The 14,073-nt window shown below is 74.8% G+C and carries 11 protein-coding genes; 4 read left to right on the top strand and 7 right to left on the bottom strand.

The genetic code is table 11. From position 1 onward, the window contains the following. Positions 1 to 2: 2 nt before the first annotated feature. Entirely contained in the window at positions 3 to 1,055 is a 1,053-nt protein-coding gene (locus GC157_11210; protein ID MBI1378031.1) for a hypothetical protein, read from the bottom strand. Between the two features lie 238 nt (positions 1,056 to 1,293). Between GC157_11210 and modA the strand changes: the two genes are divergently transcribed. From modA to GC157_11195, 3 genes are read left to right on the top strand one after another with little or no spacing between them, the layout of a single operon-like run. After that, positions 1,294 to 2,097 carry a molybdate ABC transporter substrate-binding protein gene (gene modA, locus GC157_11205; protein ID MBI1378030.1) on the top strand — a complete coding sequence of 268 codons (804 nt, stop codon included), beginning with the start codon at positions 1,294 to 1,296 and terminating at the stop codon, positions 2,095 to 2,097. Beyond that, complete coding sequence (modB, locus tag GC157_11200; GenBank protein ID MBI1378029.1) at positions 2,094 to 2,903, top strand: molybdate ABC transporter permease subunit; 810 nt, start codon at positions 2,094 to 2,096, stop codon at positions 2,901 to 2,903. The genes modA and modB overlap by 4 nt, the downstream gene beginning before the upstream one ends. A 35-nt stretch (positions 2,904 to 2,938) precedes the next feature. Continuing rightward, positions 2,939 to 3,988: an ATP-binding cassette domain-containing protein gene (locus GC157_11195; protein ID MBI1378028.1), complete on the top strand. Its 1,050-nt coding sequence runs from the start codon at positions 2,939 to 2,941 to the stop codon at positions 3,986 to 3,988. A 79-nt stretch (positions 3,989 to 4,067) separates the two neighbouring features. Here the strand turns inward: GC157_11195 and GC157_11190 are convergent, their stop codons facing one another. The 4 genes from GC157_11190 to GC157_11175 form a co-directional block, all read right to left on the bottom strand. After that, positions 4,068 to 4,925, bottom strand: a complete 858-nt coding sequence (locus GC157_11190) for a xanthine dehydrogenase family protein subunit M (protein MBI1378027.1) — start codon at positions 4,923 to 4,925, stop codon at positions 4,068 to 4,070. Then, complete coding sequence (locus GC157_11185; GenBank protein MBI1378026.1) at positions 4,922 to 7,300, bottom strand: molybdopterin-dependent oxidoreductase; 2,379 nt, start codon at positions 7,298 to 7,300, stop codon at positions 4,922 to 4,924. The genes GC157_11190 and GC157_11185 overlap by 4 nt, the downstream gene beginning before the upstream one ends. A gap of 4 nt (positions 7,301 to 7,304) precedes the next feature. Beyond that, positions 7,305 to 7,775 carry a 2Fe-2S iron-sulfur cluster binding domain-containing protein gene (locus tag GC157_11180; GenBank protein ID MBI1378025.1) on the bottom strand — a complete coding sequence of 157 codons (471 nt, stop codon included), beginning with the start codon at positions 7,773 to 7,775 and terminating at the stop codon, positions 7,305 to 7,307. A gap of 177 nt (positions 7,776 to 7,952) precedes the next feature. After that, positions 7,953 to 9,191: an NAD(P)/FAD-dependent oxidoreductase gene (locus tag GC157_11175; GenBank protein MBI1378024.1), complete on the bottom strand. Its 1,239-nt coding sequence runs from the start codon at positions 9,189 to 9,191 to the stop codon at positions 7,953 to 7,955. 104 nt (positions 9,192 to 9,295) lie between these two features. Here GC157_11175 and GC157_11170 point away from each other — a divergent pair, with 104 nt between their 5' ends. Then, entirely contained in the window at positions 9,296 to 10,252 is a 957-nt protein-coding gene (locus GC157_11170; protein ID MBI1378023.1) for an HD domain-containing protein, read from the top strand. An 18-nt stretch (positions 10,253 to 10,270) separates the two neighbouring features. Here GC157_11170 and GC157_11165 read toward each other — a convergent pair whose 3' ends face one another. Continuing rightward, positions 10,271 to 12,733 carry an FdhF/YdeP family oxidoreductase gene (locus GC157_11165; protein ID MBI1378022.1) on the bottom strand — a complete coding sequence of 821 codons (2,463 nt, stop codon included), beginning with the start codon at positions 12,731 to 12,733 and terminating at the stop codon, positions 10,271 to 10,273. Between the two features lie 80 nt (positions 12,734 to 12,813). Beyond that, positions 12,814 to 13,866: a ribosome small subunit-dependent GTPase A gene (gene rsgA, locus GC157_11160; protein MBI1378021.1), complete on the bottom strand. Its 1,053-nt coding sequence runs from the start codon at positions 13,864 to 13,866 to the stop codon at positions 12,814 to 12,816. Positions 13,867 to 14,073 lie beyond the last annotated feature (207 nt).

The raw sequence follows: 14,073 nt of genomic DNA, 5'->3' as shown, positions 1-14,073 counted from the left end.
GGTCAGGGGCGGCCGGCGTTGAGGTGGCCGGTGGTGTCGCGCAGGGCGGCACCGCTGGTGGAGGCGCGCACGCTGAGCATCTCGGCCACGATCGCCACCGCGATCTCCGCCGGCGTGCGCGACCCGATGTCGAGGCCCGCGGGGCCGCGCAGCCGCTCGATCGACGCCTCGTCCACACCGATCGCGCGCAGCCGCTCGCGCCGCGCCGCCTGGGTGCGGCGCGAGCCGAGGGCCGCGACGTAGCCGACGCCGCCACGCAGCGCGCGGGCGAGCACCGGGCCGTCGACGTCGGCGCTGTGGTCGACCATGAGCACGCCGTCGCCGGGGCCGAGGGCGTCGACGGCGGCGAGGGCGTCGTCGAGGCCGGTCACCTCGGCCGAGCTCCACCCCAGCAGCGCGAGCTGGGCGCCGAGCGCGGTGGCGAGCGCGCCGCTGCCCACCACCACGAGGTGCGGTGCCGGCACGTAGACGCTCACGAGCATCCGGCCCGACGCCGTCTCGGCCACCGCGTCGGCGGGCTCGCCGCGCTCGAGCAGCGAGCGGGCGAGCGAGTCCGGCGAGTCCGGGTCGCCGTAGGCGGGGTCGCCCGGCGGCGCCGGGGCCCGTGTGGGGAGGGCTGGGTCGTCGAGCCGGGTGAGCACCGCGGTGGGCCGCCGATGGGCGAGCGCGGAGAGCACCTCGGGCGGCAGCGCCCCGATCGGCTGCACCAGGATGCTCGCGCGGCCGCCGCACGCGAGCCCCGCGCGCACCGCGGCGGCGTCGTCGAACTCGACGTCGACGAGGCCGCCCGCCGCGCTGCGGTCGAGCACCGCGGACAGGTCCAGCGACGCGGGTTCCACCGCCCCGCCGAGCAGCGACCCGGCCGCCGCGCCCGCAGCGCCGGGCCCCAGCAGGGCGACCTGGCCGGGCCAGCGCGCCCCGAGCCCGGCGGCCGCGGCCACCCGGGCGAAGGCGACGACGTCCCGCGCGCCCGACGGGTCGGACGGGTCGGACGGGTCGGACGGGCCCGGCGCGCCGGCGTCGGCGGGCCCGGCGAGGTCGTAGAGGGACGACACAGCGACCACCTCCGCAGTCGGTCCGAGCCTCTCACCGCCGGTCGCCCGGCGCTCGACGGCCGTCCACCACCGCCGACCCGCCGACCACCGATGCTCTCCGGAGAGCGCAGGTGCGTCCTCTCGTACGTTGTCGAACCGCAGATCAGGACGTACTCTCGGGAACCACACTCGACTGCGCCCCGCCCGCCGCGAGCTCCACCCCCCGCGCTGCGGCCCGGTCCGCGACCCGGGAGGACCCGTGGACGTCCGCCGCCCCCTCGCCCTGGGCCTGGCCGCCCTCACCCTCGCCGCCTGCTCGACGGGTTCCTCGACGTCGGCCTCGCCGGGGGCCGGCGGCTCCTCGGCGGGAGCGGCCCCGTCCGGGGCGCCGACCGGCACGATCACGGTGTTCGCCGCCGCCTCGCTGACCGGCTCCTTCACCACCCTCGGCCGCCAGTTCGAGGCGGCCCACCCGGGCACCACCGTGCGGTTCAACTTCGGCGGCAGCAGCACGCTGGCCGAGCAGATCACCCAGGCGGCCCCGGCCGACGTGTTCGCCGCCGCGAGCCAGACGACGATGGACACCGTCACGGGCGCCGGCCTGGCGAGCAGCCCGACGACGTTCGCGACGAACTCCCTCGAGGTGGCCACCCCGACCTCCCCGCACGTGCCGGTCACCTCGCTCGCCGACCTGGCCAAGCCCGGTCTCAAGGTCGTGGTGTGCCAGCCCGCGGTGCCCTGCGGCGCGGCCGCCCTGAAGCTGTTCGCGGCCAACAAGCTCACCGTGACCCCGGTGAGCGAGGAGGCCGACGTCAAGGCGGTGCTGTCCAAGGTGGCGCTCGGCGAGGCGGACGCCGGGATCGTCTACGTCACCGACGTGAAGGCGGCCGGCGGCAGCGTGGTCGGCGTGAGCATCCCGGCGGCGTCGAACGTGACCACCTCGTACCCGATCGCCACCATCGGCTCGAGCCAGAACCCCGCCCTGGCCCGGGCGTTCGTCGACTACGTGCTCTCGCCCGACGGCCAGTCCGTCCTGAACGCGGCGGGGTTCGGCTCGCCGTGAGCCGACGCGGGCGCCCGGTGACCGCGCCGCCGTGGCCGGTCGCGGTCCCGGCGGCGATCGCGCTCGCGTTCCTCGCGCTCCCGATCCTCGGCCTGCTGGTCCGCGCCCCGTGGGGCCGGATGGCGCAGATCCTCACCTCGCCGGCCAGCCTCGACGCGCTGCGCCTCTCGCTCGTGACCTCGACGTCGGCCACGGTGCTGGCGGTGGTCGTCGGCGTCCCCCTGGCCTGGGTGCTCGCGCGCGGCACGTTCGCCGGACGCCGCCTCCTGCGCGCACTGGTGACGGTGCCCCTGGTGCTGCCGCCGGTGGTGGGCGGCATCGCCCTGCTGCTGGCTTTCGGGCGCGCCGGCATCGTGGGGCAGTACCTCTACTCGTGCTGCGGGGTGTCGCTGCCGTTCACCACGCCGGGCGTCGTGGTGGCCCAGACGTTCGTGGCGCTGCCGTTCCTCGTGATCACGCTGGAGGGCGCCCTGCGCTCGCTGGACACCGGCCTCGAGGACGCCGCGGCCACGCTGGGCGCGGGCCGGCTCACCGTGTTCCGGCGGGTGACCGTGCCCCTCGTGCTGCCCTCCATCGCGGCCGGCGTCGTCCTCACCTTCGCCCGCGCCCTCGGCGAGTTCGGCGCGACCATCACCTTCGCCGGCAACCTCCAGGGCGTCACGCGCACGCTGCCGCTGGCCGCCTACCTCGGCCTCGAGACCGACCCCAGCGAGGCCGTGGCGCTGAGCCTGGTGCTGCTCGCGGTGTCGGTGGCCGTGCTCGTCGCGCTGCGCGACCGCTGGCTGCGCACGGGGGTGGCGTCGTGAGCGCCCGCCCGGCCGGGTCCGCACGCACCGGCGGCCTGGAGGCGCGCGCCGTCGTGCGGCGTCCCGCGTTCACCCTCGACGTCGACGTGCGCGTGGCGCCCGGCGAGGTCGTCGCGGTGCTCGGGCCGAACGGCGCGGGCAAGTCCACGCTGCTGCGCACGGTGTGCGGCCTGGTGCCGCTCGACGAGGGGTCCGTGCGGCTCGGGGAGGACGTCGTCGACGACCCCGCGCGCGGCGTGCTCGTGCCGCCCGGCCGCCGCCGGGTCGGCATCGTGTTCCAGGACTACCGCCTCTTCCCGCACCTGTCCGTGCTGGACAACGTCGCGTTCGGGCCGCGCTGCGCGGGGCGCGGGCGGGCGCAGTCGCGCGCGACCGCGCTGGCGTGGGTGGAGCGGCTCGGCCTGGGCGAGCTGCGCGACCGGCGGCCGGGCCAGCTCTCCGGCGGGCAGGCGCAGCGGGTCGCCCTCGCCCGCGCGCTGGCCGGCGACCCCGCCGCCCTGCTGCTCGACGAGCCCCTGGCCGCGCTCGACGCCGGCACCCGGCTGGACGTGCGGTCCGAGCTGCGCGACCACCTGCACGCCTTCGACGGACCCACGCTGCTGGTCACCCACGACGCCCTCGACGCCCTCGTGCTCGCCGACCGGCTCGTGGTTCTCGAGCACGGCGCGGTGACGCAGCAGGGCAGCGCGCTCGACGTCGCGCGACGCCCGGCCAGCGACTACGTCGCACGGCTCCTCGGGCTCAACCTGCTGCGCGGCACGGCGCACGACGGCGACGTGACGGTGGAGGGCGGCGGCACGCTGCACGTCGCCGACCGCGCCGTGCGCGGGCCGGTGCTCGTGGCCGTGCGGCCCTCGGCGGTCGCGCTGCACCTGCGCCAGCCCGAGGGCAGCGCGCGCAACGTCTGGGAGGGCACGGTCGAGGGGATCGAGTCGATCGGCGACCGGGTACGCGTGACGGTGGCCGGGCCGCCCACCGTGGTCGTCGACGTCACGTCCGCCTCGGTCGCGGAGCTGCACGTGCGACGCGGCGAGCGGGTGTGGCTCTCGGCCAAGGCGACCGAGCTCGAGGTCTACCCGGGCTGATCCCCCTTCGGGCCCCGGCAGCACGACGCCGCGACAGCCCGAGAGCCGTCGCGGCGTCGTGCCGTCCCCTGTCCGGTGGCTACAGCCCCGCCGCCTTGCTGACCGCGCGCTTGGTGAGCACTGCCGCGAGGTGACGCCGGAAGTCGGCGTCGGCGTGGGTGTCGCTGGTGGGCGCGGTGCCCTCGGCGGCCGACGCGGACGCCGCCGCGATGGCCTCGGCCGTGGCGGGCCCGCCGGTGAGGGCGGCCTCGACCGACGAGGCGCGCACCGGGCTCGGGCCCATGTTGGTCAGGCCCACGCGCGCCTCGGTGATGGTGCCGCCCTCGACCTTCACCGCGGCCGCGGCGCCGACGATCGCCCAGGCCTGGGCGGTGCGGTGGAACTTCTGGTAGTCGAAGCCCCAGCCCGCGCCCAGCTTGGGCACGCGGACCGCGACGAGCACCTCGTCCGGGCCGACCGCGGTGGTGAAGAAGTCGACGAAGAAGTCCGCCGCCGCGACGGTGCGCCGGCCGCCGGCACCGGCGACGACGAACTCGGCGTCGAGCACCCGCGCCACCGTGGGCAGGTCGCCCGCCGGGTCGGCGTGGGCGCAGGAGCCGCCGAACGTGCCGCGGTGCCGGATCGCGGGGTCGGCCACCTCGGCCGCGGCCTGCGACAGCAGGGGCGCGCCCGAGCGCACGAGGTCGTGGTGCATGACCTCGTAGGTGGTCACCGCCGCGCCGATGACGAGGGCGTCGCCCTCGTCGCTCACCTGGCGCATCTCGTCGACCGAGCTCACGTCGACGAGGACGGACGGCTGGTTGAGGCGCAGGCGCAGCACCGGCAGCAGCGACTGGCCGCCGCCGAGCACCTTCCCGTCCTCGCCGGCCGCCGCGAGCGCGGCGACCGCCTCCTCGACCGAGCCGGCCCGGACGTAGTCGAACGCTGCGGGGATCATGCCGCGCCTCCGTTCTTGGCGGCCTGCAGCGCACGCCATACGTTCTGCGGACTCGCCGGCATGAAGACGTCGTTGACGCCGAGGTGGCGCACCGCGTCGACGATGCCGTTGATGATGGCGGGAGTCGAGGCGATGGCGCCGGCCTCGCCGATCCCCTTGGTGCCCAGCGGGTGCGTCGTCGACGGCGTGACCGTGCGGTCGGTGTCGAACGACGGCAGGTCCGCCGCGCTCGGGAGCAGGTAGTCGCCCATGTTGCCGGTGAGCAGGTTGCCCTCGGCGTCGTAGAGCGCCCCCTCGTAGAGGGCCTGCGCGATGCCCTGCGCGAGGCCACCGTGCACCTGGCCCTCGACGATCATCGGGTTGATCTGCACCCCGCAGTCGTCGACGGCGACGTACTTGCGCAGCGTGACCTGACCGGTCTCGGTGTCGACCTCCATCGCCGCGAGGTGCGTGCCGTGCGGGTAGGAGAAGTCCATCGGGTCGACGGTGGACTCGCCGGACAGCGTGGGCTCCATGCCGTCGGGCAGGTTGTGCGCGGTGAACGCCTCGAAGGCGATCGCCTGGATGGTCGTGGACTTCTCCGGGTCGCCCTTCACCGCGTAGGTGCCCTTGTCGAACTCGATGTCGTCCGGGCTGACCTCGAGCTGGTGGGCCGCGATGAGCTTCGCCTTCTCGACGAGCCGCTCGCCCGCGGCCTTGATCGCCTGGCCGCCGACCGCGAGCGAGCGGGAGCCGTAGGTGTCCATGCCGTAGGGGGCACGCCCGGTGTCGCCGTGCACGACCTCGATGTCCTCGACCGGGACGCCGATGATGTCGCTGGCGATCTGGCTCCACGCGGTCTCGTGGCCCTGGCCGTGCGGCGACGTGCCCGTGATGAGCTCGATCTTGCCGGTGGGCAGCGCGCGGATCGTGCAGTGCTCCCAGCCGCCGGCGACGTACTTGAGCGCGCCCAGCGTGCGCGACGGCGCGAGCCCGCACATCTCGGTGAACGTCGAGATGCCGATGCCGAGCTGCACCGGGTCGCCCGCCTCACGGCGGCGGGCCTGCTCGGCGCGCAGCTCGTCGTAGCCGAAGAGCTCCATGGCCCGGGCGGTGGCCGCCTCGTAGTTGCCGGTGTCGTACGTGAGCCCCGCGATCTGCGTATAGGGGAATTCCTCGTGGGTGATCCAGTTCTTCTTGCGGAACTCCATCGCCTCCATGCCGAGCTCGGCCGCGGCCTCCTCCACGATCCGCTCGATCGCGTAGGTGGCCTCCGGGCGGCCGGCGCCGCGGTAGGCGTCGGTGGGCGTCTTGGTGGTGTAGACGCCCGTGCAGGTGAAGTCGAGCGCCTCCATCTTGTAGATGCCCGAGTACATGAACATCCCGAGCAGCGGCGTGCCCGGCGTGATGATCTGCAGGTACGCGCCCATGTCGGCGAGCAGGTCGACCTTCATGCCGAGGATGCGGCCGTCGTTGGTGACGGCGAGCTCGATGTCCTGGATCTGGTCGCGCCCGTGGTGCGTGGCGAGCATGTGCTCGGTGCGCGTCTCGGTCCACTTCACCGGCCGCTGGAGCTTCTTGGCCAGCACCACCGCGAGGACATCCTCGCGGTAGATCTGCAGCTTCGCCCCGAAGCCGCCGCCGACGTCGGGCGCCACCACGCGCAGGTTGTTCTCGGGGATGCCGGTGAGCAGCGCGAGCAGCACGCGCAGCACGTGCGGGATCTGGGTGGCCGACCACAGGGTGATCTCGTCGCTCATGCCCATCGGGGCCGCCACCACGGAGCGGGGCTCCATCGGGTTGGGGATCAGCCGCTGGTTGATGAAGCGGCGCTTCACCACGCGGTCGGCTTTGGCGCGCACGGCCTCGTAGTCGCCGCACGGCATCTTCGCGACGTAGCACTCGTTGGTGCCCATGTCGGCGTGCACGAGCGGCGCGCCCGGCTTGAGCGCCTCCTCCATGTCGACGACGGCGGGCAGCGGCTCGTAGTCGACGTCGATGAGGTCGAGGGCGTCGGTGGCGAGGTACTGCTCGGTGGCCAGCACGACCGCGACGACGTCGCCGCCGTACTTGACCTCGTCGACGCAGATGGCCGGGTAGTGGCTCATCTTGATGTCGTCGGTGACCGGCCACACGCAGGTGGAGCCGGCCAGCTCGGGGAAGTCCTGCCCGGTGAAGACGGCCACGACGCCCTCCGCGGCGCGGGCCGCGGTGGTGTCGATGCCGAGGATCTTCGCGTGCGCCATGGGAGCCCGCAGCGTCGCCATGTGCAGCGTGCCGGGCAGCTGGATGTTGTCGGTCCAGTTCGTCCGGCCGGTGAGCAGCCGGGTGTCCTCCTTGCGGCGGTCGGCCCGCCCGATCGCGGGGCCGTCCGTGCGCATCGTCGTCTCGGTCATGTCCTCACTCCCCCCGCATCTCGGCGGCGGCGGTGGCGACCGCCTTGACGATGTTGTGGTAGCCGGTGCACCGGCAGAGGTTGCCCTCGAGGCCGTGCCGGATCTCCTCCTCGGAGGGATCGGGGTTCTCGCTGAGCAGGTCGACCGACGCCATGACCATGCCCGGGGTGCAGTAGCCGCACTGGAGGCCGTGGCACTCCTTGAACGCCTTCTGCACCGGGTGCCACTCGCCGTCGGAGGTCAGGCCCTGGATGGTGGTGACCGACTTCCCGTCGACCTGGACGGCGAGCACGCTGCACGACTTCGCGCTGCGGCCGTCGATGAGCACGGTGCACGCACCGCAGTTCGAGGTGTCGCACCCGATGGGGGTACCGACCAGGCCGAGGTCCTCGCGCAGCCAGTGGACGAGCAGGCGGCGCGGCTCCACGTCTCCGTGGCGCAGGACTCCGTCGACCGTCACTCCGATATGGGTCATCGTCGACTCTCCGGGATGGGACGGATGGGGAACGGGCCGACCACCCGAGCGGTCGCGCCGTGCGGCGCACGGTACCCCCCGGTCGCGCACGCCGCGCGGCAAACGACGAAGGGTCGACACGTGCGGACGCCGCCGTCCCGCGCACCGGGACCCCGGCGACACCCGGGCCGGCGGGCGCTACGCCGAGACGCCGGCCCGGCCGCGACCGAGCCGCTCGCGATAGCCGAGGAGCACGCGCATCATGCCGAGCCCGACGACGCCGACGAGGTCGTCGCCGCGGCGGTAGCCCACGACGCACTCCGCGCCGAGGTCGCCCTCGAGCAGCACCGCGCCGTCCGGGTCGGCCAGCCCCGGGTAGCCGAAGGACTGCAGGTGCACGTCGTACTGGTCGGACCAGAACGACGGCAGCGGTGCCCACTCCCGCGCCACCACCTCGTCGTAGGACCGCCCGGCCAGGTAGGCCGCGAGCACCTCGCCCGCGCGGCGGCCGCTGTCCGTGGGCAAGCTCCAGTGCTCGACGCGGTGGGCGTCGTCGTCGAACCGAGTGTTCGGGAAGCGCGCGATGTCGCCGACGACGGCCACGCCGTCGAGCGGTGCGCCGTCGCGCAGGGGCCGCAGCGCGGCGTCGGTGCGCACGCCGTCGGCGAGGTCGAGGCCGTTGCCCGCGAGCCACTCCACGTTGGCGCTCGTGCCGACCGCCTCCACCACGACGTCGGCGGGCACCTGGGTGCCGTCGCCGAGCTCCACCCCCTCGACCACGTCGTCGCCGAGGAACGCGGCCACGGTGACGCCGAGGCGGAAGGCGACGCCCCGCATCTCGTGCCGGCGGCGCAGCTCGGCGCCCAGCACACGGCCGAGGGGCCGCTGCATGGGGACCTCGTCGAGCGCCACGCACGTGACCTCGCAGCCGAGGCCGCGCGCCGACGCGGCGACCTCGCAGCCGATGAACCCGGCGCCGAGCACCACCACGCGCGCGCCGGGGGCGAGGGCGACGCGCAGCGCGATCGCGTCGTCGAGGGTGCGCACCACGTGCCGGCCCGCGGCCGCGCTGGGCGGCGGGCCCGGCACCTCGAGCCGCCGCGCCCGCATACCGGTGGCGGCGACGAGGACGTCCCAGCCGAGTCGCTCCCCGTCGGCGAGGACCACCGTGCGGCCGTCGAGGTCGGCCGCCACCGCGCGCACGCCGTGGCGCCAGGTGATGTCGGCGGCCTCGCGGCGCACCCGGAAGGCTAGGCGCTCGTGGTCGAGCTCGCCGGCCAGCGCCTCCTTCGACAGCGGCGGCCGGTTGTAGGGCGCCCAGTCCTCCTCGCCGAGCACGACGAGCTCGCCGTCGAACCCGGCTCCGCGCAGCGCCTCCGCGGCGCGCAGGCCGCCGAGGCCGGCGCCGACGACGAGCGCGCGCGCAGCCCCGGTCACCGCGCGATCCTACGGAGCCGGCCGGCGCGGCCCTCGGGCACGGGGCGAGCACGCCATGACGCAGGGACGCGAGGACGCGCTCCGTCCGCTGCCGGGGGACCCTCCTGACCCTGCGACCGCTCTCCGGGCGTGGGACCCCCAAACTGGCGGGTCGACACCGGAATTCCCTTGCATGCGTCCCGCTGAGGGCTAGCGTCGAGCCCTGGCGGTGCTCGCTCGGGGACGCCGCCGACAGGGGGCGGTTCGACGTGGACGGTCGCTGGGCGCCGTCGCCCGCCGCGCGGGTGGCGCTGTACTACGTGGCGTTCGCCGCCGTGTGGATCCTGCTCTCGGACCGCGTGCTCGAGTGGGCGGTGCGCGACGCCGGCACGCTCAGCACCATCGGGTCGGTCAAGGGCCTGGGGTTCGTGTGCGTCACCGGCGGGGGGCTCTACGTCGTCGTCCGCCGCTACGTCCGCGACGTCGAGTCGGCCACCGACCACCTGCGGGCGGCGTACGACGAGACCCTCGCCGGGTGGGCCACCGCTCTCGACATCCGCGACCACTCCACCGCGGAGCACACCACGCGGGTCACCGAGCTCACGGTGGCCCTGGCCGAGCGCTTCGGCTTCGACGGCGACGACCTCGAGAACGTGCGCCGCGGCGCGACGCTGCACGACATCGGCAAGATGGCCGTGCCGGACAGCGTGCTGACCAAGCCGGGCCCGCTCGACGACGACGAGTGGGCGCTGATGCGCCGCCACCCGGAGCTCGCGGTGGAGATGCTGCGCAGCATCGACTACCTGACCCCGGCGCTCACCATCCCGTGGTGCCACCACGAGAAGTGGGACGGCTCGGGCTACCCCCGCGGCCTGGCCGGGGAGCAGATCCCGCTGGAGGCGCGGCTGTTCGCGGTGGTGGACGTGTACGACGCCCTCACCTCGGACCGCCCCTACCGCGAGGCGATGACGCACGAGGCCGCGATGCGCATCATCGACGAGGGCACCGGCAGCCACTTCGACCCCGCGGCGGTGGCGGAGTTCCGCCGGCTGCCGGCCGGGGGCACCCGGCCGGGGGACTGACCGCCCGGCGGCCCGGCCTCAGCTCAGGTGCACCGGCTCGACGCCGCTCTTGTGGCCGTCGTCGGCCCCGACGCCGGCGGCGCTGCGCACGGACGTGCGCCGCGCGGGGTCGTGCGGCAGCACGCGCACCACGGTGGACTTCGAGGTGGGGCAGTTGCTCCCCCGCGCCGTCGAGTCCAGCGGCACGAGGGCGTTCATCTCCGGGAAGTACGCCGCGGCGCACCCGCGGGGGGTCGGGTACTCCACGAGGCGGAAGCCGGCGACGATCCGCTCGGACCTGTGCTCGTCGACATGGACGACGTCGACCAGCGCACCCGCCTCGAGGCCGAGCGCGCGGATGTCGTCGGCATGCACCATCACGACCTCGCGGCTGCCGCGCAGGCCCCGGTAGCGGTCGTCGTGCCCGTAGATCGTGGTGTTGAACTGGTCGTGGCTGCGCACGGACTGCAGCAGCAGATGGCCCTCGGGCACCTCGAGCACGTCGATGGGACTCACCGAGAACTCCGCCCGGGACGACTCCGTGTCGAAGGTCCGGGAGTCGCGCGGCGGGTGGGGCAGGACGAAGCCGCCGGGGCGGGCCACCTTCTCCCCGTAGGCGGCGCAACCCGGGACGACGTGCTCGATGTGCTCGCGGATGCGCCCGTAGTCCGAGCGCATCGCCGGCCAGTCGATGCGCGTCCCGTCGGGCCGGGCGCCGAGCACGGCCTCGGCGAGGCCGCAGACGATCGCGACCTCCGAGCGCAGGTGCGGGGAGGCCGGGGCCAGCCGGCCGCGCGAGAGGTGCACCGAGGACATCGAGTCCTCGACGGACACGGCCTGCTCGCCGGTGGCCTGCACGTCGCGCTCGGTCCGGCCGAGCGTCGGCAGGATGAGCGCGGTGCGCCCGCACACGACGTGCGAGCGGTTCAGCTTGGTGGACACCTGCACGGTGAGCTCGGCGCTGCGCAGGGCGGCGTGGGTGACCTCGGTGTCCGGCGTCGCGGAGGCGAAGTTGCCGCCGAGGCCCATGAAGACGCGGGCCCGGCCGTCGCGCAGCGCCCGGATCGAGTCGACGACGTCGAGCCCGCGCTCGCGCGACGGCTCGAACCCGAACTCGTCGCGCAGGGCGTCGCCGAAGTGCTTCGGCAGCTTCTCCCAGATGCCCATCGTGCGGTCGCCCTGCACGTTGGAGTGACCGCGCACGGGGCACAGGCCGGCACCGGGCTTGCCGATGTTGCCCTGGAGCAGGGCGACGTTGACGATCTCCTTGATCGTGGCCACGGCGTTGCGGTGCTGCGTGATGCCCATCGCCCAGCACACGACGGTGCGGTGCGACTCGGCGAGCATCCGCGCCAGCTCCTCGATCCCGGCGCGCTCGAGACCGGTCGCGCGGCGCACCTCGGCCCAGTCGAGCGAGCGCACGTGGGCGGCGTAGTCCTCGAACCCGTGCGTGTACCTCTCGATGAAGTCGTGGTCGAGCACCGGGTCGCGGCCGGCCGCGAGGGCCTCGGCGTCGGCCTCGAGAAGCAGGGCGCCGAGGGCCTGGAACAGGGCCAGGTCCCCGTTGACCCGGATCGGGAGGTGGAGGTCGGCGAGCTCCGTGCCGATGCCCGACAGGCCCCGGGGGGTCTTGGGGTTGCGGAACCGGAACAGTCCCGCCTCGGGGAGCGGGTTGACCCCCACGATGCGCGCGCCGCGCTTCTTGGCCTCCTCGAGCGCGAGGAGCATCCGCGGGTGGTTCGTGCCGGGGTTCTGACCGCAGATGACGATGAGCTCGGCCTCGTGGATGTCCTCGAGCGACACGCTGCCCTTGCCGATCCCGATCACCTCGGCCAGGGCGACCGAGGTGGACTCGTGGCACATGTTCGAGCAGTCCGGCAGGTTGTTGGTGCCGAAGGCGCGGGCGAAGAGCTGGTAGGCGAACGCGGCCTCGTTCGACGTGCGGCCGCTGGTGTAGAAGACCGCCTCGTCCGGCGAGGCGAGCGCGTGCAGGTGCTTCGCGATCAGCGCGAAGGCGTCGTCCCACGAGATCGGCCGGTAGTGGGTGTCGCCCTCCCGGCGCACCATCGGCTCGGTGAGCCGGCCCTGCTGGCCCAGCCAGAACTCGTCGCGGCCCTCGAGGTCCTCGAGGGGGTGCTCGGCGAAGAACTCGCGCGTGACCCGCGCGCGGGTGGCCTCCTCGGCGACCGCCTTCGCGCCGTTCTCGCAGAACTCGACGACGCTGCGGTCCCCCGGCCGGGGATCGGCCCACGCGCAGCTCGGGCAGTCGAAGCCGTCCGCCTGGTTGAGCCGGCGCAGCGTCCGGGCGGTGCGCGTGACGCCCATGGACCCGACCGCGCGCCGGGTGAGGAGGGCGATCGCGGGGATGCCGACCGAGTCGTGCTTGGGCGGCTCCTGCTGGACCTGCGGTCCGGGGCCGTCGGCTCCGTGGTCGGCCCGGGGTCCGTCCGCCCCGTGCCCGTCCGCCCCGTGCCCGTCCGTCCCGTGCCACTGGTCCGCCATGGGCGCGCGCCTACCCGGCGCGAGGACGACGAAACCGGAGGAACCGGACGGATCGCCCGGCGGGCGGCCGCCGGTTCGGTTCAGGGCCGGATGCGCGGTCGCGCCTCCCGGGCCAGCCGGGCCCAGCGGCGGCGCTCCTCCTGCGCGAGCCGCACGTCCTGCTTGCGGGCCAGGAACGCCAGCTCGCGCTGGAGCTTGCGCCACCCGGCCAGCCGCGACTCCTCCACGAGGCCGGCGTCGATGGCGGCGAGCACGGCGCAGCCGGGCTCGGTGTCGTGGCGGCAGTCGCCGAAGCGGCAGTCGCGGGCCAGCTCCTCGAGGTCGGCGAAGGCGGCGTCGAGGGCGTCCTCGTCGGCCCACAGCGCCAGCTCGCGCATGCCGGGGGTGTCGAGCACGAGCCCGGCGTCGGGCACCCGCACGAGGTGGCGGGCGGTCGTGGTGTGCACGCCGCGGTTGTCGTCGCGCACGGCCGTGGTCGCAAGCAGCTCGTAGCCCACGAGCGCGTTGACGAGGGTGGACTTGCCGGCGCCGGAGGGGCCGATCACGGCCAGGGTGACGCCCTCCGGCACGAGGGCGCGTACCGCGTCGAGGCCGTCGCCGTCGTACGACGACACAGCGAGCACCTCGGCGCCCACGGCCACGCCGTGCACCGTGGCGAGCACCTCGTGCACGTCGTCGGCGAGGTCGGACTTGGTCACCGCCACGACGGGCGTGGCGCCGGACTCCCAGACGGCGGTGAGCTCGCGCTCGAGCCGGCGCGGGTTCACCGAAGGGACGGGCGCGCACACGAGCACGACGTCGACGTTGGCCGCGACCACCTGCTCCTCGGTGCGCTCGCCGGCGACCTTGCGCACCAGCGACGTGCGCCGGGGCAGCACGTGCTCGACGACGGAGTCGTCGCCGTCGCGCCCGGAGAGCAGCACCCAGTCGCCGGCGACGGGCAGGGTCGAGGCGGCGCGGAGGCGGCCGCGCACGCCGACGACCCACTCGTGGTCGCCGTCGTGGACGCGCCACGCGTCGCGGCCCTGGAGGGTGACGCGCGCGGGGCGCAGGTGCAGGTCGGGGTCGGGGACGGCGCGGACGTCGTCCCAGGAGAGGTCCCACCCGAGGGCGGGCAGAGCGAGGGACACCATGACTCCAGCACGGCAGGGCGTCCGGGGACGCCGAGGGAGGGGGACGGGCCGGAGTCGGGCGCCCGGGCGCGGACCGCGGAGGGTCAGGCGCCGTACTGGGCGGGGACGCCGGCAGGCTCGAGGACGGTCATCGCAGCCTCCCGGGGATCCGTGGCACGGCGTCGCACCGTGCGTCCGTCGCCGACGCTACGCCCGGGGCGGCCGCGC

It is taken from the genome of Frankiales bacterium, assembly GCA_016125335.1.
Classification (GTDB): Bacteria; Actinomycetota; Actinomycetes; order S36-B12; family CAIYMF01; genus Longivirga.
This window is presented reverse-complemented; position numbering and strand designations above follow the sequence as displayed.

Excerpts from the sequence above, each read along its gene's own strand:
- rsgA (MBI1378021.1), bottom strand. The coding sequence starts at position 13,866 with ATGGTGTCCCTCGCTCTGCCCGCCCTCGGGTGGGACCTCTCCTGGGAC.
- GC157_11185 (MBI1378026.1), bottom strand. The coding sequence starts at position 7,300 with ATGACCGAGACGACGATGCGCACGGACGGCCCCGCGATCGGGCGGGCC.
- GC157_11180 (MBI1378025.1), bottom strand. The coding sequence starts at position 7,775 with ATGACCCATATCGGAGTGACGGTCGACGGAGTCCTGCGCCACGGAGAC.
- GC157_11165 (MBI1378022.1), bottom strand. The coding sequence starts at position 12,733 with ATGGCGGACCAGTGGCACGGGACGGACGGGCACGGGGCGGACGGGCAC.
- GC157_11190 (MBI1378027.1), bottom strand. The coding sequence starts at position 4,925 with ATGATCCCCGCAGCGTTCGACTACGTCCGGGCCGGCTCGGTCGAGGAG.